This window comes from Neoroseomonas marina (assembly GCF_012927745.1).
GTDB lineage: Bacteria > Pseudomonadota > Alphaproteobacteria > Acetobacterales > Acetobacteraceae > Neoroseomonas > Neoroseomonas marina.
On record NZ_JABBKX010000002.1, the window covers coordinates 939,173 to 960,482 of the forward strand.

Annotated in this window: 17 protein-coding genes; 6 read left to right on the top strand and 11 right to left on the bottom strand. The window is 69.9% G+C overall.

Annotation, left to right across the window (positions count from 1 at the left end; all coding sequences use genetic code 11):
* Positions 1–4: 4 nt before the first annotated feature.
* Positions 5–979, bottom strand: a complete 975-nt coding sequence (locus tag GWK16_RS09780; RefSeq protein ID WP_170053716.1) for a tripartite tricarboxylate transporter substrate binding protein — start codon at positions 977–979, stop codon at positions 5–7.
* Positions 980–1,107: 128 nt separating this feature from the next.
* On the opposite strand from GWK16_RS09780, the gene GWK16_RS09785 reads away from it, so the two are divergent.
* Genes GWK16_RS09785 through GWK16_RS09795 form a run of 3 tightly spaced genes read left to right on the top strand, consistent with a single transcriptional unit; the run spans position 1,108 to position 3,774 of the window.
* Positions 1,108–2,112 carry a Bug family tripartite tricarboxylate transporter substrate binding protein gene (locus GWK16_RS09785; RefSeq protein WP_170053717.1) on the top strand — a complete coding sequence of 335 codons (1,005 nt, stop codon included), beginning with the start codon at positions 1,108–1,110 and terminating at the stop codon, positions 2,110–2,112.
* Positions 2,113–2,116: 4 nt separating this feature from the next.
* Positions 2,117–3,013, top strand: coding sequence for an SMP-30/gluconolactonase/LRE family protein (locus GWK16_RS09790; RefSeq protein ID WP_170053718.1), 897 nt, complete (start codon positions 2,117–2,119; stop codon positions 3,011–3,013).
* Between the two features lie 26 nt (positions 3,014–3,039).
* Positions 3,040–3,774 (top strand): IclR family transcriptional regulator, encoded by a 735-nt coding sequence (locus GWK16_RS09795; protein WP_170053719.1) that lies wholly within the window; start codon positions 3,040–3,042, stop codon positions 3,772–3,774.
* A 110-nt stretch (positions 3,775–3,884) separates the two neighbouring features.
* Here the strand turns inward: GWK16_RS09795 and GWK16_RS09800 are convergent, their stop codons facing one another.
* The 6 genes from GWK16_RS09800 to GWK16_RS09825 form a co-directional block, all read right to left on the bottom strand.
* Positions 3,885–4,760 (bottom strand): transporter substrate-binding domain-containing protein, encoded by an 876-nt coding sequence (locus tag GWK16_RS09800; RefSeq protein ID WP_170053720.1) that lies wholly within the window; start codon positions 4,758–4,760, stop codon positions 3,885–3,887.
* Between the two features lie 56 nt (positions 4,761–4,816).
* The gene (locus tag GWK16_RS09805) at positions 4,817–5,626 is read right to left on the bottom strand and encodes an ATP-binding cassette domain-containing protein (RefSeq protein ID WP_170053721.1); all 810 of its coding nucleotides are present in this window, start codon (positions 5,624–5,626) and stop codon (positions 4,817–4,819) included.
* Positions 5,619–6,299: an amino acid ABC transporter permease gene (locus tag GWK16_RS09810; protein ID WP_170053722.1), complete on the bottom strand. Its 681-nt coding sequence runs from the start codon at positions 6,297–6,299 to the stop codon at positions 5,619–5,621. The genes GWK16_RS09805 and GWK16_RS09810 overlap by 8 nt, the downstream gene beginning before the upstream one ends.
* 12 nt (positions 6,300–6,311) lie before the next feature.
* The gene (locus tag GWK16_RS09815; protein WP_170053723.1) at positions 6,312–6,980 is read right to left on the bottom strand and encodes an amino acid ABC transporter permease; all 669 of its coding nucleotides are present in this window, start codon (positions 6,978–6,980) and stop codon (positions 6,312–6,314) included.
* Positions 6,981–7,079: 99 nt separating this feature from the next.
* Positions 7,080–8,390 carry an NAD(P)/FAD-dependent oxidoreductase gene (locus GWK16_RS09820; RefSeq protein ID WP_170053724.1) on the bottom strand — a complete coding sequence of 437 codons (1,311 nt, stop codon included), beginning with the start codon at positions 8,388–8,390 and terminating at the stop codon, positions 7,080–7,082.
* Positions 8,391–8,395: 5 nt separating this feature from the next.
* The gene (locus GWK16_RS09825) at positions 8,396–9,730 is read right to left on the bottom strand and encodes an NAD(P)/FAD-dependent oxidoreductase (protein ID WP_170053725.1); all 1,335 of its coding nucleotides are present in this window, start codon (positions 9,728–9,730) and stop codon (positions 8,396–8,398) included.
* A 135-nt stretch (positions 9,731–9,865) separates the two neighbouring features.
* Here GWK16_RS09825 and GWK16_RS09830 point away from each other — a divergent pair, with 135 nt between their 5' ends.
* Positions 9,866–11,449 carry an acetolactate synthase large subunit gene (locus tag GWK16_RS09830; protein WP_170053726.1) on the top strand — a complete coding sequence of 528 codons (1,584 nt, stop codon included), beginning with the start codon at positions 9,866–9,868 and terminating at the stop codon, positions 11,447–11,449.
* On the opposite strand, the gene GWK16_RS09835 is transcribed toward GWK16_RS09830, so the two are convergent.
* Genes GWK16_RS09835 through GWK16_RS09850 form a run of 4 tightly spaced genes read right to left on the bottom strand, consistent with a single transcriptional unit; the run spans position 11,444 to position 17,581 of the window.
* Positions 11,444–12,787, bottom strand: a complete 1,344-nt coding sequence (locus tag GWK16_RS09835) for an NAD(P)/FAD-dependent oxidoreductase (RefSeq protein ID WP_170053727.1) — start codon at positions 12,785–12,787, stop codon at positions 11,444–11,446. The two genes, GWK16_RS09830 and GWK16_RS09835, sit on opposite strands and share 6 nt — an antisense overlap.
* A gap of 17 nt (positions 12,788–12,804) precedes the next feature.
* On the bottom strand, positions 12,805–14,520 hold the full coding sequence (locus GWK16_RS09840) for a hydantoinase B/oxoprolinase family protein (protein WP_170053728.1): 1,716 nt from the start codon (positions 14,518–14,520) through the stop codon (positions 12,805–12,807).
* The gene (locus GWK16_RS09845; RefSeq protein ID WP_170053729.1) at positions 14,517–16,595 is read right to left on the bottom strand and encodes a hydantoinase/oxoprolinase family protein; all 2,079 of its coding nucleotides are present in this window, start codon (positions 16,593–16,595) and stop codon (positions 14,517–14,519) included. Before GWK16_RS09845 ends, GWK16_RS09840 begins: the two co-directional genes overlap by 4 nt.
* An 11-nt stretch (positions 16,596–16,606) precedes the next feature.
* Positions 16,607–17,581 (bottom strand): tripartite tricarboxylate transporter substrate-binding protein, encoded by a 975-nt coding sequence (locus GWK16_RS09850; RefSeq protein WP_170053730.1) that lies wholly within the window; start codon positions 17,579–17,581, stop codon positions 16,607–16,609.
* Between the two features lie 253 nt (positions 17,582–17,834).
* On the opposite strand from GWK16_RS09850, the gene GWK16_RS09855 reads away from it, so the two are divergent.
* The gene (locus GWK16_RS09855; protein WP_170053731.1) at positions 17,835–18,662 is read left to right on the top strand and encodes an IclR family transcriptional regulator; all 828 of its coding nucleotides are present in this window, start codon (positions 17,835–17,837) and stop codon (positions 18,660–18,662) included.
* Positions 18,659–20,974, top strand: a complete 2,316-nt coding sequence (locus tag GWK16_RS09860) for a molybdopterin cofactor-binding domain-containing protein (protein WP_170053732.1) — start codon at positions 18,659–18,661, stop codon at positions 20,972–20,974. The genes GWK16_RS09855 and GWK16_RS09860 overlap by 4 nt, the downstream gene beginning before the upstream one ends.
* The last annotated feature ends 336 nt before the right edge of the window (positions 20,975–21,310 follow it).

Genomic DNA, 21,310 nt, shown 5'->3' on the forward strand with positions numbered 1-21,310 from the left:
TCAGTCACTCGCGCCAGGGGCGCCGGGACCAGAGGGCGCGCAGCGCCGCCTCCCCGCCCAGTGCCGCGTCGCGATACGCGGCGCCGACCAGAGGCTTCAGCGGCAGGCCGGCGCGGGACGCCGCCTCGGCCCAGGCGGGGTCGGCGAAGGTCGCGGCGAAGGCGGTCTCGATGCCCGTGCGGATGGGATCCGGCAGGCCGGGCGGGCCGAAGATGCCGCGCCCGGCGGCGAACACGACGTCCACCCCGGCCTCGCGATAGGTCGCGACCTCGGGTGCGGCGGGGTCGCGCGCCTCGGCGGCCAGGCCGAGCCCACGGATGGCGCGCTCGCGCAGCAGCGGAAGCGCCTCGCTGATGTTGAAGGCGCCGACCTGGAGCTGCCCGCCGAGCAGCGGGACGAGAAGCTGGGAGGTGCCGTTGAAGGGCACGTGGTTCAGCCGCACACCGGCGGCTTCCTCCAACAGGAGCATCGCGATGTGGTCGTCCCCACCGATGCCGGCGGTGCCGTAGGCGACGTCACCCGGGCGCGCCCGCGCCGCCGCCAGCAGGTCCGACAGGCCCTGCAGCGGGCTATCGGCGCGGACGAAGAGCCCGCAGGGATCCTCGACCACCTGCGCGAGGTAGGTGAGGTCCGCCGGACGCCAGCGCACCGGGCGCTCGATCGGCTGGCTCAGCACCGTGGGCGTCGCGCAGGCGCCGAGGACGAAGCCGTCCGGCGCGGCATTCGCCACCGCCTCGGTTCCCACCTGGCCGCCGGCGCCGGGCCGGTTGCTCACCACCACCCGTGCACCTGGCAGGCGGGCGGCGAGGAACGGTGCGACCGTCCGCGCCATGGCGTCCATGCCACCGCCCGGGGCGAAGGGCACGATGATCTCGATCGGTCGGCCTGCCGGCCAGGCGCGCTGAGCGAGGGCCGGGCGCGCCAGCGCGGCAGTGGCTCCAAGAAGGGCGGTGCGCCGGCCGAAACGGGGTCCTGGCATCTCGGATGTCTCCTTCCCCGCGCCAGGCATCGCTTGACAGGCCCGGGCGCGAGGCGCCTATAACGCAACGCCATTTCGAAATGCAAGCCCCGTGAAACAGCGGGCACACAGGGAAGGAACCACGCCGCATGTTCTCCCGCCGCCACATCCTCGGCTCCGGCCTCGCAGCGCTGCCGCTCGGCCTTGCCGGCCTGCCGCGCCGTGCCCTCGCCCAGAACGATGCCTGGCCTTCGCGTCCGGTCCGCCTCGTCGTCGCCTGGGCCCCGGGCGGGGCGGTCGACACCATCGCGCGGCGCCTCGCACCGAAGCTGTCGGAAAGCCTTGGCCGGCCGGTCGTGGTGGAGAACAAGTCGGGCGCCACGGGCACCATCGGCGCCGCAGAGGTCGCGCGCGCCGCGCCCGACGGGCACACGTTGCTGGCGATGGACAACACCTACGCCATGCTGCCCTACCTGTTCCAACGCCTGCCTTTCGACCACGCGGCCGCCTTCCGGCCGGTGACCGTCAGCGCTTTCTCCCCGGTCATGCTCGCGGTGCACCGCGACGCGCCGTGGCGGGATCTCCCCGCGCTGATCGCGGCCGCGCAGCGCGAGCCGGAGAAGATCACCTACGGCACCGGCGGCATCGGCAGCGCGCCGCACTTCGCCACTGCCGCCTTCGCCCAGGCGGCCGGCATCCGGATGCTGCACGTGCCCTTCCGCGGCGCGGGGGAGGCGGTGACGAATGTGCTCTCGCGCCAGGTCGATCTGGTGATGGTCTCGCTCGGCTCGGCACTGGGCCATGTGCAGGGCGGGGCGCTGCGGGTGCTGGCCATGAGCGGGTCGCACCGCGCCGCCGTCCTGCCCGAGGTACCGACCTTCCGGGAAGCAGGCCTGCCGCGTTTCGGACCGAATGGCGAGGGCGTGGTGAACTGGTCCGGCCTCGCCGCGCCCGCCGGCACGCCGGATGCCGTGGTGGCGCGGCTGCAGGCGGAGGTGGCGAAGGCGCTGGAGGCGCAGGACGTGCGCGATTTCCTCTCCTCGATCGCCTCCGAGCCGGGCGGCATGCCGCCCGCAGCCTTCGCGGCGATCCTCGCCGAGGAGACGGCGCGCTGGCGCGACGTCGCCGCCACCAGCGGCATCGAGCGGCAGTAAGGCGATGGGCTTCTTCGCACCTCCCCCGCGCATCGGGACCGAGGTCTTCACCCGGCTGCCGGACCGCTTCCGTCGCCCGCGCGCGACCGCATGGGCACGCTGGAACCGCGGTGGACGGGAGATCGACAGCTTCCTCGAAGGCCCGTGCTTCGATGCCGAAGGCCGGCTCTACGTCACCGACATTCCCTTCGGCCGCATCTTCCGCATCGCAGCGGACGGAGGCTGGGAGCTGGTGGCCGAGTACGACGGCTGGCCGAACGGGCTGAAAGTGATGCCCGATGGCATGCTGCTGGTCACCGACTACAGGCGCGGCCTGGTCCGCGTCGATCCGTCCAGCGGCGCCGTCACGCCGCTGCTGGAGACGGCGCGCAGCGAAGGCTTCAAGGGGTTGAACGACCTTGCCCTCGGCGCCGATGGCAGCATCTTCTTCACCGACCAGGGGCAGACCGGTCTGCACGACCCGACCGGGCGCGTGTATCGGCTGCGGCCGGACGGCCGGCTCGACCTGCTGATCGGCACGGTGCCGAGCCCCAACGGCATTGTCGTCGCGCCCGACCTGTCGCACTGCCTGGTGGCCGTCACGCGCGCGAATCAGATCTGGCGCCTGCCGCTGCATGGCGACGGCGCGGTCACGAAGGCCGGCATCTTCATTCATCTGCATGGCGGGCCGGGCGGGCCGGACGGGCTGGCCTGGGACCCGAACGGCAATCTGCTCGTCGCGCATACCGGGGTCGGCACGATCTGGCGCTTCAACGGGCGGGCGGAGCCGACGCTCGCGATCGTCTCCTGTGCCGGCGCCTCGACGACCAATCTCTGCCTGGGCGGCCCGGATGGGCGCGACCTCTTCATCACCGAGAGCGAGACGGGCAGCATCCTGCGCGCAAGGCTGGAACTGCGGTAGATGGCGCCGAGAGGTCGGAGGTAGGCATGGCGGAGAAGGCAAGGCGGCGACCGGCACTCGAGGGCGTGGCCTCGGCGGATCGTGCGTTGACCGTGCTGTCGGCCTTCCGCAAGGGCGACCGCGCCCTGTCGCTGGCAGAACTGGCCGAGCGGACGGGGTTGGTGAAGAGCACGATCATGCGCCTTGCGATCTCGCTCGCGGAGCATGGCTACCTCGCCCGCGAGGGCGATGGGTCCTATCGGCTGGACGCCGAGGTGCTGCGGCTCGGGACGATCTACACGCAGTCATTCCGGCTCGAGGCCCATGTGACGCCGGTCCTGGAGGAACTCGTCACGCGCACCGGCGAGACCGCCGCCTTCTACGTCCGGCGCGGCGAGCAGCGGCTCTGCCTGTTCCGCGTCGACAGCCCGCACCTGCTCAGGATGCATGTGCGGGTCGGCGATGCGCTGCCCCTGGACAGTTCCGCCATCGCGCAGGTGTTGCGGGCTTTCGCGGCGCGGCCGCTGCCGGCCTATGTCGCGGCGCTCGACCTGCCGATCGTCACCATGGGTGCGACCGATCCGCATACCGGCGCCATGGCGGCGCCTGTCTTCGGGCCGGGCGACAGGCTCGCCGGAGCGCTCGCGCTCTCTGCGCCGGTGATCCGCTGGACGCCGGAGGCGCTGGCCGCGGCACGACCGATCCTGGCCGAGGCGGCCACGGCGCTCACCAGGCGGATCGGCGGTGAGGCGCCGGAATGGCCGCGCGCAGCCGCGGAATAGCTCGGAGTCTGCATCCAACTGCCGCAGGCGGAGCGCGCAGAGGAGGACCTCGGCCGATCTGGCGGAGGTCCCGCAGCTCCAGGCGATGCGTCCGTCGCCCCCCGGAAAGCTCATCGCAGAACGACGGGTTGCAGCTTCGTTATGTCAACGCCGCGAAACGCATAGGCCTCGTTGAGCGCGTTCTGGACGAAGCCCGAGAAAGCGAGATAGCCGAACGATGTCGTCAGGAAATTCCGCCAGCGCGGGTCGAGCTCCTGCCGGATGGCCGCAGTCGCCGGGAACAACGCGGGCGGCGCAGGCATCGTCACGACGGTGTTCGGAATACGTGCGCTCGCAAGGGTCATGCCCGTGAGCGAGGAAGAGATCGCCGCTACACGGTTCGCGTTCAAGGCGGCGATCATCTCGTTGATGTTCTGAAAGCGGTCGAGCTGGGCAGCCGGAGCACGTCTCATGATCTCCGTCTCCATGGTGGTGCCGACCGGAACGCCGATCCTCAGACGAGCGGAATTGATGGCTTCCCAGGTTGCGATGTCGATGCCCTGGCGCGCGAGGATCGCCGTGCCGTACATGAACAACGCCTGCGGCACGAAATCGACCGCCACCGCGCGGCGCACCGTGCCGTCGAGTGCGAAGATGAGATCGAACTGATTGGCCTGCAGACCAGCCACGGCATTGCCGTAGGTCGTCTCGACCAGCTGCAATTCGGCTCCGAGCGCATCCGCCATCTCCTTGGCGCAAGCGACCGACAGGCCCCGCCAGACTGCGCCCGCAATGCGCACGCCGCCAGGCGCATCGCTGTTGGTCAGATCCTTGAAGACGAATGGTTCCGAGATGGGAGCACCGAGCCGCAGGACCTTGGTCTGCGTGATCGTTTCCCACGTCGACCGCGCACCTTGTGCTTGGGCGCTGCGCGCCCCCAGCAGGCTCGCCGCGCTGGCGGCAAGCGCCGCCGCGACCGTCGTGCTCCGCCTTGTGACTTCAGCCATCGTCGTTCTCCTTCAGGTGTCGGGTTACGGGATGGATCGGCTCCGTGCGGATGCGGTCATCCGTCCACGGCCGCGGCCGGAGTCATCTCGGGCTCCGGCATCCGGAAAGCCGTGTGGCCACGGAGAAAATCCTGTGTTCGCGGTCGTCTGGGCCGTACCAGGATCTCCTGCGGCGGGCCCTCCTCGTAGATTGTGCCTTCGTGCAGGAAGACGACGCGATGCGCCACGTTGTACGCAAAGCCGAGTTCGTGCGTGACGACGAGCATCGTCGTTCCGTCCTCAGCGAGCTTGCGCATCGCGACCAGCACCTCCCCGACCAACTCGGGATCGAGGGCGGAGGTAGCCTCGTCGAACAACATGATGGAGGGTTCCATCGCGAGCGCGCGCGCGATCGCCACGCGCTGCTGCTGACCTCCCGAGAGTTGCGACGGGTAGTCCTTGGCCTTGTCGAGAATGCCCACGCGACGGAGCTGCTCGGCCGCCTTCTCATGCGCCACGGCCGGCGGGACACCACGGATCTTGATGGGTCCAATGGTCACGTTCTCTTCCACCGTCAGATGCGGGAAGAGATTGAACTGCTGGAACACCATGCCGACATGGGTCCGCACCGCACAAAGCTTTGATTCCCGGTAGGCCATCTTGCCTCCGGACTCACGCCCTATGAGCCGGCCTTCGAGGTAAATGCGGCCCTCGGTGGGATAGCCGAGGAAGTTCACGCAGCGCAGCAACGTGCTCTTGCCTGATCCGCTCGCGCCGATGAGGCAAACTGTTTCCCCGCGATGCACGGTGAGGTCGATGCCCTTCAACACCTCAAGCAGCCCGTAGGCCTTGCGCAAGCCTTCGATGCGGAGGACTTCCTCAGTCACGATGCACTCCTCCACGGCGCGCGAGGCGGCGTTCGAACCAGACACATCCGTAGCTCACGGGCAGCAGAATCACCGTGAAGATCACCGTCACAGCTGTATAGGTCTCAAGCGGCCGCATCTGGTCCTCGGCGATGACCTTCGCGGTGTAGAGCAGCTCGCCGAAGGCAATGGTTGAGGCGAGGGTCGTGGCCTTGGCGAGCTCGATGGCACGATTGCCGAAGGCCGGGATCATGCGCATCAGCGCCTGGGGCAGCACGATGTAACGCATCTGCGCGCCGAAGCCGAAGCCGATAGCCCGCGCCGCTTCCCATTGACCACGCTCGATCGAGGCGATCCCAGCGCGGTAGATCTCCGCGCTGTAGGCCCCGGTATAGATCGAGAGCGAGACCACGGCCGCGAGCCATGCCGAAGCCTGCCAGCCCGTGACCATGGGGATCGCGTAGTAGAACCAGATGAGCTGAATGAGGCCTGGCGTGTTGCGGATGGCTTCGACGTAGACCGTGCCGATGCTGCGCAGGATGCGCGACGGCGCGGTGCGGAAGATGCCGACCACGAGTCCGATCCCCAGGCCGCAGATCAGCGCAACGGCCCAGAGCTTTGCGGTGCCGGCGAGGCCCACCAGCAGATGCGGCCAGAGCACCCAGAGAAAGGCGAAATCCCATTCATAGGCCATGCTGCCGCCCCTCTAGCGCTCGACCGCCGCGTAGCGACGCTCGAGTCGCATGGCGATCCGCCCTGTCACGAAGAGGAAGGCGAAGCAGATGAGGCCCGCGATCGTGAAGGTCTCGACCGGCCGGTACACTTCGGTGGATACGCGGAAGGCTTCGTAGACGATCTCCGGATAGGTGACGATGCCCGCGAGGGTTGTGGTCTTCACGACCTCGACCACAAGCAGGAAGAAGACCGGGATCATGCGCCGCGCGGCCTGCGGCAGGATGATGTAGCGCAGCCGCATCGTGCCCGGCATGCCCAGGGCACGCGCGGCTTCCCATTGCCCGGTCGAGATGGAGCCCAACCCCGCGCGCACGAGCTCCGCCAGATAGGCGGATGCCTGCAGGCCAATCGCGATGGTCACCGCAGTGAAGGTAGACAGATTCACGCCGAGCAGAATTGGCAGCGCGTAATAGCACCAGCAGATCAGCACCAGCGCGACGGAGGTGCGGAAGAAGTCGATATAGACGACGGCGATCGGTGCGAGGAAGCGCACACGCTGGTGCCGGATCACCCCGAGCACGACGCCTATGGGTACGGCGAGCGCAATGCAGGCCGCCGACAGTAGGACGGTGTGCAGCCCGCCCCACAGCAGTTGCGGCATGTACTGCAGGACGATGGAAAAGTTCCAATCGTACGGCATGTTCCCCCAGCCTGTTCACGGCCGGCGCCTCCCGCATCAACTCTAAGCGCGGGTCCGGAAGCGCGGCAACACCGAAATGGACCACCATTCCATTCTGCGTCAGCGGCCGGCGGCGAGCTGCGCCCGCAACCGGTGATACATGACGGCACCTTCGACGATGAGGTCGCGCAGCGGGTAGTAGGGCAGCGTCCGGAAGGTCGAGAGCGGCAGCACGAGATCGTCGATCTTCGCCTCGCCCGACGCCCAGCGCGCGAGCTCGCGTCCCATGATCGTCGCTGTGCAGATGCCGCGTCCGCTGTAGCCGAGCGCGGCCGCCGCATCGGGCGCAAGCTCGAACAGGCGCGGATAGCGGTCCGTCGTCATCGCCATGTGGCCGCTCCAGCGATACTCCCAGGTGAGTTCGCCGGCATGCGGAAAGAGTATGCGGCCGTGCCGCGCCAGTTCCTCGAAGAGTGCCGGCGTCTCCCCGCCGGCCGTGCCGTTGCCGCCGCCGAGATGCAGGCGCCCGTCCGGATGCATGCGAACGCCGACCGTCAGGTAGCGCGTATCGGACATGATCTCGCCGCCGGGCAGGATGCTGCGGCGCTGATTCTCGCCGAGCGGCGCGCTGACGAGCTGCGGCGTGCGTCCGGCCAGGAAGGTGCGGCGCAGCCCGGGCCAGACGTCGTCGGTATAGGCGTTGGTGGCGAGGATCACCTTGCTGGCCGTGACCTCCCCCTTGTCGAGTTTCAGCCGCCAGCCGGCGCCATCGCGGCCGATGCTCCGGACATGCGCATCGCGACGGATGGCGCCGCCGCTCTCCACCACGGCGCGGGCCAGGCCGCGGGCATAGCCCAGCGGATTGATGGCGCCGCCACGCGGATCGATACAGCCGCCGGTGTAGAACTCCGTTCCGGACCGCCGCGCGAGCTCCGTCGCGTCGAGCAGTTCGAGCGGTGCGCCGCGCGCCACCCAGATCTCCACGCGGCGTCGCAGGTCCCCGAAGGCACCAGAGGAATGCGCCGCGGTGATGATGCCGCAGCGCCGTGCGTCGCAGTCGATCCTGAAACGCTCGATCAGCGAGAAGACAAGGTCCGGTCCGGCGCCGACGGCACGGATCAGCTCCCGGCCGCGCTCCACGCCGAAATGCTCCTCGATCTCATGCGGTTCGTGCTTGAGCGCGGCGACGACCTGGCCGTTGTTGCGCCCCGATGCGCCCCAACCCGGCTCATGCGCATCGAGGACCAGCACCGACAGGCCGCGCTCGGCCAGGTGCAACGCCGCCGACAATCCGGTGTAGCCAGCCCCGACGACCGCGATGTCGGCCTGCATGTCGCCGTCGAAGGCGGGGATCTCCGGCCCCGGCGAGGCGGTCGCCGCCCAGTAGGAGAGGGGCGTGCCCGCAGGGTCGTCGATCGGCTGCCGCGCCATCCCGGTCAGATCTCCGCCGGGCGCTGCTTCTCGAGACGTTGTGTCTCGAGGTTGTCGCGCAGCGAGTACCATTGGATCAGCGCCGTCACGAGCGGTCGCGCGAGCGGCTGTACGAAGATCCGCTTCGGTGCATCCGGCGGAAGGACGAAGTCGGTCTCGGGTGCCCCCAGCGCGTGGCGCGCCAGTTCCCGGCCGTAGATGGTCGCGAGTGCGACGCCGCGGCCATTGCATCCCATCATCGCGTGCAGCCCAGGTGCGAGGCGGTGGATGTGCCAGGAATTGTCGCCGTTCATCGCCATGAAGCCGCTCCACCAGAACTCGGCGCCGATATCGCCGAGTTGCGGGAAGATGCTGCGGAGCCGATGCAGCGTGCCGCGCCAGGACGGTTCGCCCTGCGGTCCGAAGGCGGGACCCATGCCACCGAACTGCAGCCTTCCATCCGCATGCAAGCGGATGCCCGAGAGCAGGCGGCGCGTATCCGTCATCACCTGCCCGCCGGGCAGGATGGATCTGCGGAGGTTGTCGCGCAGGGGGGCGCTGCCGAACTGGTAGGCGCGGACCGGCACGATGGTCCGCCGCAGCCCTGGCCAGAGATCATCCGTATAGGCGTTGGTGCAGAGGAAGACGCGATCGGCGCGCAGCACCGCGCCGTCCCGGGAGGTGATGCGCCAGCGCGCGCCGTCGCGTTGTAACGCAGCGGCGCGCGTGCCTTCATGCAGCTCGGCTCCCGCCGCGATGGCGGCGCGCGCGAGGCCGCGCACATAGGCAAGCGGATTGATCTTGGCGCCGCGACGATCGAGCCAGGCGCCAAGATAGAAGTTGCTGCCGATGGTCTGGGCCGCTTCACGGCGGTCGAGCAGCTCCACCGGCCGGCCGCGCGCCTGCCAGTAGGCGACGCGCCTCTCCATGCCCTTCAGCGCCGCGGCGGTATGCGCGCCGGAGACGATGCCAGAGACACTGTACTCGCAGTCGATGCCGTGCTTCGCGATCAGCTCGGCGATCAGCGCCGGCCCCTGCTCCGCCGCGTCGATCAGGCGCTGGCCGCGCTCAACGCCGTAGCGCGCGACGATCTCGTCCGGGTCGTGCTTCGTCGCCGGCGCTACATGGCCCGCATTGCGACCGGAAGCGCCCCAGCCGATGCGATGGGCCTCGATCAGCACGGTTCGCGCGCCGCCGTCGGCCGCATGCAGCGCGGCCGAGCATCCGCCGATGCCGCCGCCGACGATGGCGATGTCCGCCTCGTGCTCGCCCGCCAGAGGCCGGAGGTTGAGCGGAGCCCCGCCGCCGGCCGTGAAGCTGGTCTTCGGATAGACGGGATCGTCGTCGATCGGCAGGTGCATGCAAGGCTCTCCCTCGCGCTCCTGTCGATTGGACGACAGCGCGTCGGCATCGGCAAGAGGAAAAGAGAACGATGTTCCATTCCACTCGACGCCATCGGACGACGGCGCCATAGTCGCGGCAAGGAGACACGCCGCATGGCCCAGACCGCCGATCAGGATCCGCATCCCGTCGTCACCGGTGCGGACGACATGATCCGTGCCCTTGAGGAAGGCGGTATCGATCTCTGCCTGACCAATCCGGGCACTTCGGAAATGCATGCGGTCGCAGCGCTCGACCGCTCGGACCGCATGCGCTGCGTTCTGGCGCTGTTCGAGGGCGTGGCGACCGGCGCCGCGGACGGATACTTCCGCATGGCGCGCCGGCCGGCCGCGACGCTGCTGCATCTCGGTCCCGGCTTCGCCAACGGCATGGCGAACCTGCACAACGCCAAGAAGGCGGGGTCCGGCGTCGTCAACGTCGTGGGCGACCATGCGAGCTTCCACCTCGCCTACAATGCGCCGCTGACCTCCGACATCGCGGGTATGGCGCGGACGGTATCGCATTGGGTGCAGGCGGCACCGGATGCCGCGGCACTTGCCGAGGCCGCGACCCAGGCCGTGGAGCAGGCGCGGATCGGCACGGGCCGCGTCGCGACGCTGATCGCGCCAGCCGATGCGACCTGGTCAGCCGGAGGTCAGCCGATCCGTCGGGCCGCACCGCCACCGCGCCGCGCCGTGCCTGACGCGGCGCGGATCGCGGCCGCGGCGGCGACACTGCGCCGCGGCGGGACGAGCCTCCTGCTGCTGGGCGGCAGCTTCGTCTTGGCCCGGGCAAAGGCTTGGGCGGCCGCGATTGCGCAGGCCACGGGCTGCGCGCTGCGCACGCCGATATCGAGCCCGCGCAACGAGCGCGGCGCCGGGCGGGTCGAGATCCCTCGCGTGCCCTATGCGGGCGAGGAAGCCATCGCGGCGCTGCGGGAGGTCCGCCAGGTCGTGCTGTGCGGCGCGCGCCGCCCGGTGTCGAACTTTGCCTTCCCCGATCGTTCGAACGTGCTGACGCAACGCGGCTGCACCTTCGTCGAACTGGCCGAGGCCGATGACGACATCGAGGCGACGCTGGCGGCTTTGGCCGATGCTGTGGGGGTGCAGGCCGCCAGCGCGCCGACGCCCGTCGCCGCGACGCGGATGCTGCCGACCGGCGCGCCCACGCCGGAGGGGATCGCGCGCACCATCACGGCGCTGCTGCCAGAGAACGCCGTCGTCGTGGACGAGGCAGTGACGACCGGCCGCGGCTTCGCGCGCTTCACCGCCGATGCTCAACCGCATGACTGGTTGCAGAACGTCGGTGGGTCGATCGGATATGGCATGCCGGTTGCGATCGGCGCGGCGCTCGCCTGCCCGGATCGCAGGGTGCTCTGCCTCGCCGGAGACGGCAGTGCCATGTACACGGAGCAGGCGCTGTGGACGATGGCGCGCGAGGCCCTCGACATCACCGTCGTGATCATGGCCAACCGCGCCTATCAGATCCTGCGCGCGCAGCTGCCGCGCGTCGGCATCCGCAATCCTGGGCAGCGATCGATCGACATGCTGACGCTGGATCGGCCGGCCCTGGATTGGGTCGGCATCGCGCGCGGTCACGGCGTCGAGGCCGGCCATGCCGACGACCTCGAAGGCTTGGCGCGGCAGCTGCAACGCGGGTTCGCGGCAAGCGGACCTTACCTGGTCGAACTGCGCCTATGAGGCCGCTGCGCGGGCCCGGGCATTCGCTGCCTGCAGGCGCCGCATCTCGATCCCGTCCCGGAAGCGGTACCACCGCACGATCCCCGCGGCGCCCAGGCCGGAGAAGGCGTGGAAGCGCACCGGGTCGAGCGGCGTGAACGGGAGGGTGAGCTCCGTGGCGGGCGTGCCGGCGGCAAGGCGCGCGAGGTCCCGCCCGTAGATCGTGGCGAGCGCGACTCCGCGCCCGTTGCAGCCCAGGGCCGCATGCACGCCCGGCGCAAGCTCGTGCATCTGCCAGGAATCGACCTTGTTGAAGGCCATCCAGCCGCCCCAGCTCGTCTCCGGTTCGACGTCGCCGATCTGCGGGAACAGGGTGCCGAGCCAGCCTCGCATCTCCGACCAGGCCGGCACGCTCCCCGCGCGCATCCGCGGGCCGGCACCGAAATGCAGCCGTCCGTCCGGATTCATGCGCAGCGAGATCAGCACGCGGCGCGTGTCGATCATGGGGTTGCCGTAGGGCAGGATGCTGCGCCGCAGATTGTCGGAGAGCGGCTTCGTCAGGAACTGCACGGTGCGCACCGGGATCACCGTCCGCCGCAGGCCGGGCCACAGGTCGTCCGTATAGGCGTTGGTGCAGAGGAAGACACGGTCGGCGACGACGCTCGCGCCGCTCGCCGTGGTGACGCGCCAGCGCCGACCCTCGGGGCGTAGACCGGTGGCGCGGGTGTTCTCATGCAGCGCGGCGCCTGCCTTCAGTGCCGCACGGGCCAGGCCGCGGACATAGGCAAGCGGATTGATGCAGCCGCCGCGACGGTCGAGAACGCCACCGAGATACAGCTCGCTGCCCGTCATTTCCGCCAGGCGCGAACGGTCGAGGATCTCGAGTGGCCGGCCGCGCGCCTGCCAGTACTCGGCGCGTCGGCGGAGTGTCTCGAGCGCGGCGGGCGAGTGCGCGGCGTTGATGATGCCGGGCAGCGCGACGTCGCAGTCGATGCCGTGCTTCTGCGCAAGTTCCATGACGAGGCGCGGGCCGTTCTCGCTGGCATCGAGGATGCGCTGGCCGTAGTTCGGCCCGTAGCGCCGCAGGATCTCGTCCGGTTCGTGCTTCGTGGACGCGGGCAGGTGGCCGGCATTGCGGCTGGATGCGCCCCAGCCGATGGATTGCCCTTCCATCAGCACGACGCGGGCGCCGAGCTCCGCCGCGTGCAGCGCCGCGGAACAGCCGGCGATGCCACCTCCGACGATGGCGACATCCGCCTGCTGCTCACCCTGCAGAGGGGGCAGCGACAACGGGTCGCCACCCCGCGCGATGTAGGGCGTCTGCGCCGGTGCAGTGCCGTCGGAAGCGGGTGTGTACATCCCGCGTTGCTCCTTCTTCAGCGAGCGGCGCGACGTTGCGCAGTTGCAGCCGGGTCAGGCTCCCCGGTCGCGGTCAACACGACGCCGTAATCGGCCTCGGCCTGCTGCGCATCGATGAGTCCGTACCGGACGTCGCGCGCGACCAGCAAGGGGTCGCGCGCGAAGGGATCGCCGTAGCCGCCGCCGCCGGGCATCTCGACTACGAGCCGGTCGCCCGCAGGGATGACCTGCAGCCCCTTGGTCTTCAAGTCGCTGCCCGTTCCCAGCGAAAGCCGTCCCAGCGCGCCGGCACCACCGCCCGAACGCCCGCGCGCAGGATAGACGCCGCGCTCGAAGCGCGCCTGGATGCCGAAGGCCGCCTCATCGCGATTGGCGATCTCCATCCGCTGCCCCAGCCCGCCGCGATGGCGGCCCGCGCCGCCCGATCCCTTGCGATACTCCTTGCGCCACACCACCAGCGGGGTGATGGCCTCGGTGATCTCCACCGGCACGTTGCGCACGCCTGAGGGGAACGGCGTCGCCGACAGGCCGTCCTGTCGCGGCCGCGCGCCCGCGCCGCCGGAATGGAAGGTGGTCACGTTGAAGGCGCGGGTCGCGGAACCCTCGGTCCCTGTCAGGCCGTGGCCCGCGAGGAGGCTGAGGTTCCACAGGCTCGAGGTGCCTTCCGCCGGCACGGTGTCCGGCAACGCCTGGTCCAGGCAGCCATAGACGACGTCGGGCATCATGTGCCCCATGATCGAACGCGCATAGACCGCCGCCGGATGCGGCGCATTGACGATGGTGTTCTCGGGGGCCGTGACGACCACGGCGTCGAGTGTGCCGGTGTTGTTCGGGATCCAGGGAGCGATCGCCGCCTTCACGCCGAAGGACGTGTAGGCCTCCGTGTAGCAGAGCGGGCAGTTGATGGCGTAGCGCGACAGGCCCGAGGTGCCCGTGTAGTCCACCAGGATGCGGTCGCCCGCGATGGTCAGCGTCGCGGCCAGCGTGACCGGTGCCTCGTACCCGTCGATGGTCATCGACGCCGACCATGACCCCTGCGGCAGCTTCGAGATCGCGTCCGCCATCGCGCGGCGGCTGCGCGAGATGATCTCCTCGCCGAGATGGTCGAGATCGGCGAGGCGGAACTCGCGCATCATCTCGACCAGGCGGCGGCCGCCCGTCTCGTTGCAGGCGACCAGCGCATAGATGTCGCCTACCACCTGCACCGGCTCGCGCACATTGGCGCGCACCATGCCGAGCAGGTCCTCGTTCATCGTGCCCTGCCGCGCCAGGTACATCAGCGGGATGTAGAGGCCCTCGTGATAGATCTGCCGGCCATCGGCGCTGACCCCGAGCCCGCCGATATCCACCACATGCGTCGTGCAGGCGAAGAGCGCGACGGGCGTGCCGTCGAGGAAGATCGGCGTCACCACCGTCAGGTCGAACAGATGCCCCGTGCCCTTCCACGGGTCGTTGGTGATCAGGATATCGCCGTCCTTCAGCGTCGCGGCGGGAAAGGCATCGAGGAAATGCACCACCGACCGCGCCATCGAATTGATGTGTCCCGGCGTGCCGGTGACCGCCTGCGCGAGCATCCGGCCCCGCATGTCGAAGACGCCGGCGGAGATGTCGCCGGCCTCGCGCGCCGCCGTGGAGAAGGCGGTGCGCACCAGGGTCTGCGCCTGTTCCTCGACGACCGAGAGCAGGCGGTTCCACAGGATCTGGAGCTCGATCTCGCCGACCGCGTTGCTCATCGGGCCATCCTTTCGATCAGCAGGTGGCCGGCGGCGTTGGCGCCGGCGCGGAAGCCCGCGGGAACCAGCGTCGAGGTCTCGGCCTCGACGATCACGGCGGGCCCCGCGATGCGCGCGCCGGGCCTGAGGCTCGCGCGGTCGTAGATGCTGGCCTCGACGACCTCGCCCAGGCCGGGATCTACGATGCGGCGCGTGCCGGACGGTTCGGGTGGCGGCGCTTCCGGCGGGTCGGGTATGCGCGCGGGCAGCGGCTTCGCCTCCGCGAGCGAGAGCGTCCAGGTCAGGACCTCGATATCGAGCTTCGGGATCACGCGGCCGTAGAGCGCGTTGTAGGTCGCCTCGAAGGCCGCCTTGAAGGCCGCCACGCTGGATGCTGCATAGGGCCCTTCGGGCAGCGTCACCGCGACCTCATGTCCCTGTCCGCGATAGCGCATGAAGCCGGTGCGGACTTCCTGCAGCCTGGCATCCGGTGCGCCGAGGCGCACCACGGCTTCGGCTTCGGCACGCATGGCGTCGTACAGCCCGTTGACCAGCGCCGCATCGAAGGCGTTGAGGTTGATCAGCCGCGTGCGCACCACCTCATAGCCGATCGGCGCGCCGAGGAAGCCATGCGCGGACCCTACGCCGGCGCCAACCGGCACCAGCACGCGATCCATCCCGAGTTTCTGCGCCATCCGCGCGGCGTGCAGCGGCGCGGCGCCGCCAAAGGCGATCATGGTGCGCCCGCCCGTCTCCTTGCCGTTCTCCACGGCATGCACGCGGGCGGCGCTTGCCATGGTCTCGGTCACGATCTCGGTGATGCCGAGGGCGGCCTTCTCCGTCGTCATGCCAAGTGGCGCGGCGACCACCTGCGCGCAGGCGACAACCGAGGCTTCGGGGGTCAGCGTGATGTGGCCGCCTGCGAAGCGGGCCGGATCGATCCAGGACAGGGCGAGGTCCGCATCCGTCACAGTGGGCATGGTGCCGCCGCGCCCGTAGCAGGCGGGGCCCGGCATGGACCCCGCGCTGTCCGGTCCCACCGTGATGCGCCCGAGGCCGTCGACCCGCGCGATGGAGCCGCCGCCCGCCCCGATCTCGACCATGTCGATCACCGGGATGCGCACGGGGATGCCGCTGCCTTTCACGAAGCGGGCCGCGCGGGCGATCTCGAAGTGTCGGGCCTGCTGTGGCTTCATGTCGTCGATCAGGGTGATCTTCGCCGTGGTGCCGCCCATGTCGAAGGCGAGGGCGCGGTCGATGCCGTTCTCGGCGGCGAGGATCTGCGCGAGGATTGCGCCGCCCGCCGGGCCGGATTCGACGAGGCGGATCGGGAAGCGCCGCGCCGTCTCCACCGTCGTGATGCCGCCCGAGGACATGATCAGCAGCAACGGGCAGGTCGAGCCCAGCGCCTTCAGCCCGTCCTCCAGCCGCCTCAGGTAGCTTTCGATCAGCGGCAGGACATAGGCGTTCGCCACCGTGGTCGAGGTGCGTTCGTACTCGCGGATCTCGGGGCACACCTCGGAGGAGATCGCGATGACCTCGCTCGGCAGCACGCGCGAGAGAACCTCGCGCGCGCGCCTTTCGTGCGCGTCGTTCTGGTAGGCGTGGAGGAAGGAGATGGCGAGCGATTCGATGCCCTCGGCCTTCACCTCCGCGGCGACGGCCTCCAGCGCCGCCTCATCCAACGGCAGCAGCACCGCGCCGTCGGCGGCGACGCGCTCGGGCACCTCGAAGCGCCAGGGCCGCGCGACCAGCGGCTCCGGCCGCTCCATGTAGAGGTCGTACTGCTCGAAGCGATGTTCGTAGGCCATTTCGAGGGAATCGCGGAATCCCTCGGTGGTCACCAAAGCGGTCCTTGCGCCCTTGCGCTCGATCAGCGCGTTGGTCGCGAGCGTCGTGCCATGGATCACCAGCGTGAGGTCCGAAGCGGCGATGCCGGCCCGCGCCAGAATCATCGCCGTGCCCTCGAGCACGGCGCGCTCCGGCGCATCTGGCGTCGTCAGGACCTTGCTGGAAAGCGACCTGTCCGGCAGGGCCAGGACGAGGTCCGTGAAGGTACCGCCGATGTCGACGGCCAGGCGCGCAGTCTTGCTCATCAGATCCCGTTTCAATCGGCGCGGATGTTCGCGGCCTGCACCACAGACCGCCAGGTTTCGAGTTCCCGCCGCACGAAGGCGGCGAATTCGGCCGGCGGCATCGGTGCTGCGTCGAAGCCGACGCGCGAGAGCATCTCCACGACTTCGGGACGCGCGAGGATGTTCGCAATGTCGGCCGCAAGCCTGGCCTGGATCGCCTCCGGCGTGCCCGGTGGCGCCGCCACCCCGTACCAGTTGGAGACATCGAAATCCGGCACGACGCTGCCCACCGTGGGCGTGTCGGGCGAAGCAGCCCAGCGCGTCGCCGGGCTCACCGCGAGCAGGCGCAGCTCCCCCTGCTGGACCATCGGCCAGGCCGAGGCGTCGGAGAAGAAGATGTCCACATTGCCCGCGACGAGATCGGTCAGCGCCGGACCCGTGCCGCGATAGGGCACATGCACCATGCGCGTGCCGAGGCGGAGATTCAGCAGCTCGCCCGCGAGATGCGTGCCGGTGCCAACGCCGCCCGAGGCGAAGCGGATCGCATCCGGCTCGCGCTTCACCAAGGCGACGAACTCGACGAGGTTCCGTGCTGCGATCCCCTTGCGGCAAACCAGCAACAGCGGGCTGCGCGTGACCATGCTGACATGGCTGAGCGCGAGCGGATCATAGGGCATGGACCGCACGGCGGGCCCCGCGGTGATCGCGCCGGGCGCGGTCATCGACAGCGTATGGCCGTCGGGCGTCGACTTCGCCATGGCTTCCACGCCGATGCCGCCGCCGGCCCCGCTGCGGTTCTCGACCACAACGGGCTGTCCGAGCAGCGTGCCGAGCGGGTCGGCCAGGATGCGTCCCACCACATCCACCCCGCCCCCTGGCGGGAACGGCACGATCAGCCGGATCGGCCGGTTGGGAAAGGCCTGCGCCCGCGCGGCGGGCGCCGTGGCCAGGACAAGGCCGGCACCCAGAACGGTGCGCCGGGTCGCGGAAAGGACAGCATCATGCACGTCGCCATTCCTCCTGGCCTTCTGGAACGCCGGCTCCACCCATCCTGCGGGCCGTTCCGTCCCGCATGCTCATGCCGCTGTTCACGCTTGCCACAGCCATGGCTGGGCGGATACGAAGAGAACGCTGTTCTATTTTCCTGGTCAAGCACCCTTCATGCGTGGGGCGGCAGGCGCCTTCCGGCGCCGCGCATCGAGGGAACGCTCCGGCGGGACAGCACGTTCAGCGACTTCACCGGCTTCCCAGAGGACGTGCATGGCGATCAAGGCGACTCGAGCGTCGGTCCGGCGGGCAGGCGAGCGCCGCGCCGCCGTCAAGGCCAAGGTCCGGGCCCCGGCGCCAGAAGCGGCGCAGGAGGATGAGGACGCCACCGGTGACGAGCGGCCGATCGCCGCGGTGGAGCGAGCCCTGTCGGTACTGAGCGCCTTCCGCGCCGCGCCGCGCCTCTCGCTCAGCGAGTTGTCCAAGCTCACCGGTCTCTTCAAGAGCACCCTCCTTCGCATCCTCGCCACGCTGGAGCGCAACGGCTACGTCATGCGCCTCGCCGACGGCCAGTATCGCGTCGGCGGCATCTTGTTCGAGCTCGGCTCCGGCTACGTCGCCTCCTTCCATATCGAGGAAGTGATGAAGCCGGCCCTCGCGCAACTTGTCGCTGCCACGGGGGAGACCGCGGCCTTCTACGTCCGTGCCGGGACGCAGCGTCAGTGCGTCTTCCGTGTCGACTCGCCGCAGGCGGTCCGCCACGTCATCACGGCCGGCCAGATCCTCGAACTCGACAGCGCCGCCACCAGCCAGATCCTCCGGCGCTACGAGAAGGGCGGTCGCCGACCGACCGCGGAGACGGACTACACCGCGCTGTGCCGTTCGACGTCGGGGCAGGGCGACGTCGACACGGCCTCGGTCGCCGCACCGATCTTCGACACCGGCGGCTTCATCGGGGTCATCAACATCTCGGGCCCGGTTCATCGCTTCACCAAGCCGGTGGCGGCGCGATGCCTCACGGAGTTGGCCGCGACTGCGGCACGGCTGTCGCGCGCGCTCGGCGGCATCGGCCCGGACAATGCGGGGGGGCCGCCGTCGTGACCGCGCGTTCGCTCTCCCGGATCGAGGATCTGCGCTTCCTCACCGGCCGCGGCGATTATGTCGCAGACCGCACGATGCCGGGCATGCTCGAAGGGGTCGTGTTGCGGTCGCCACATGCGCATGCGCGGCTCGGCGCTGTCGCGGTGGAGGCGGCACGGCGCCTGCCTGGCGTGCGCTCGGTGCTGACGGGGGAGATGCTCGGTGCGCTCGGCCCGCTGCCTTGCATCACCGCGATCGACACGGTCGGGCCCTTCGTGAAGCCGTCCCGGCCGGTGCTGGCGCGCGGCACGGTGCGCCATGTCGGCGACCCGGTCGCCTTCGTCGTCGCGGAGACGCGCGCCCAGGCGCTCGATGCCGCGGAGGCGATAGAGGTCTCGTACGAGCCGCTGCCCCCCGTGACGGATCTCGCCGCCGCTGTGGCTCCGGATGCGCCCCAGCTCTGGCCCGAGGCACCGGGCAATACGAGCTTCGTCTTCCGCCGGGGCGACGCCGCAGCGGTGCAGGCGGCAATGGACGCCGCCGCGCACGTGATCGAGGGCGAGCTGGTCAACAACCGCGTGGTCATCGCGCCGATCGAGGCGCGTGCGGCCATCGGTGATTGGCAGGACGAGGACGCGACGCTCGTGCTGACCGGCCAGGCGGTGCACGGCGTGCGGCAGCAGATCGCCGGCAATATCCTCGGCATCCCGAATGAGCGCCTGCGGCTGATCGTGCCGGACGTGGGCGGCGGCTTCGGGGTCAAGAACTTCGTCTATCCGGAATGGGTGCTGGTGCTGGAAGCGGCGCGGCGGATCGGCCGGCCGGTGCGCTGGATCTCGGAGCGCGTCGAGGATTTCCACTCCTCGACGCAGGGGCGCGACAACCGCGCGACGCTGCGCCTCGCCCTGGATGCCGGGCACAACATCCTGGCCCTCGAGGCTCGCATCCTCAGCAACATGGGCGCCTATCTCTCGACCAACGGTCCGCTTGCGCCGACCACGGCCTTCGCGAGCGCGATGGGCGGCGTCTACGCCGTTCCGGCAATCGACATCGAGGTGCGCGGCGTCTTCACCAACACCGTGCCGGTCGACGCCTATCGCGGCGCGGGCAAGCCCGAGGCGAACTACATCGTCGAGCGGATGATCGACATCGCGGCCGCCAGGCTCGGCGTCGATCCGGTGGAATTGCGCCGGCGCAACATGATGCGCAACGCCCCGCACCGGAGCGCGACGGGCATGCAGATCGACGGCGGGCGCTTTGGGCTGAATCTCGAGGATGCGCTGCGGCGGGCAGACCATGCCGGCTTTCCCGCGCGTCGCGCGGCCTCCGAGCAGCTCGGCCTGCTGCGCGGCCTGGGCCTGGGCTGCTTCCTCGAAACGGCGCGCGGCGCCCCCAACGAGGTCGCCAGCATCCGCATGGAACCCGACGGCAGCATCGTCTTCGCCGTCGGCACGCAATCGAACGGCCAGGGGCACGAGACGTCCTATGCGCAGGTCGCCGCGTCGATGCTCGGCCTGCCGCTCGATCGCTTCCGCTTCCGCCAGGGCGACACCGCGCTGCTGCCCGGTGGCGGCGGGCATGGCGGGGCGCGGTCGCTGCAACTCGGCGGTACGGCGCTCGTGCTCGCGGTCGAGGCGATGGTCGCGAAGGGATGCAGCATCGCCGCGCATCTCCTCCAGGCCCGGCCGGAGGAGATTGCCTTCCGCGATGGCGCCTTCCGGCACCGGCAGGATGGCCGCGCGCTGCCGCTCGACGAGCTTGCCGCGGCCTCCCGCGATCCGGTGAGCCTGCCTGAGGGCCTCAGCCCGGGGCTGGACGGGATGGGGAAGAACGTCTCGGACCTCTACGCCTTCCCCAATGGTTGCCATGTCGCGGAGGTCGAGATCGATCCTGAGACCGGCAGTGTCCGCCTCTGCCGCTACACACTGGTGGACGACTACGGGACGCTCGTGAATCCGCGACTTGCCCTGGGCCAGGTGCAGGGCGGCGTCGCGCAGGGCATCGGCCAGGCCATGCTCGAGCACGCCGCCTATGATGCCGCAACGGGTCAGTTCCTGGCAGGCTCGCTGATGGACTACGCGCTGCCGCGCGCCTCGGACCTGCCCGACTTCGATGCGGTGCTGGCCGAGGAGGTTCCGACGGCGTCGAACCGACTGGGCGTGAAGGGCGCGGGACAGGCCGGGTGCATGGCCGCACCCCAGACGGTCATGAACGCGATCATGGATGCGCTCTCGACGGTGGGCGTGACGCATCTCGACATGCCGGCGACGCCGTTGCGCGTCTGGCAGGCCATCGAGGTCGCGAAGCGCGGAAAGGCGAGCCTGGCCGGCTGACAGACGTTCCGGTCGCAGGTTGCGCTCGCGCCGTGCCGCCGCGCCATGTCGGCGCGGCTGTCGCGCGATGTCGCCGGCCTCGGCGGGGAACTGTGGCGGCAAGAGACCGGCACCGAGATGGTCGCTGGACATCACGGAGACGGGGCGCAACGCGAAGGTGGCGGGTTAGGTCCGGCGCGGGCGGCGTCGTCGCCGGCAACCCGGCCTCCACATCAGCATCGCGACGCTGCGCCTTGACTGCTGCGCGACGGTACTCGGTCATGTCCGGGGCATACCGCGCGCGGAGCGGCAACTCCGCCGCCCGGCCTGATCCTTGGCACGGAGCTGAGGCATGTC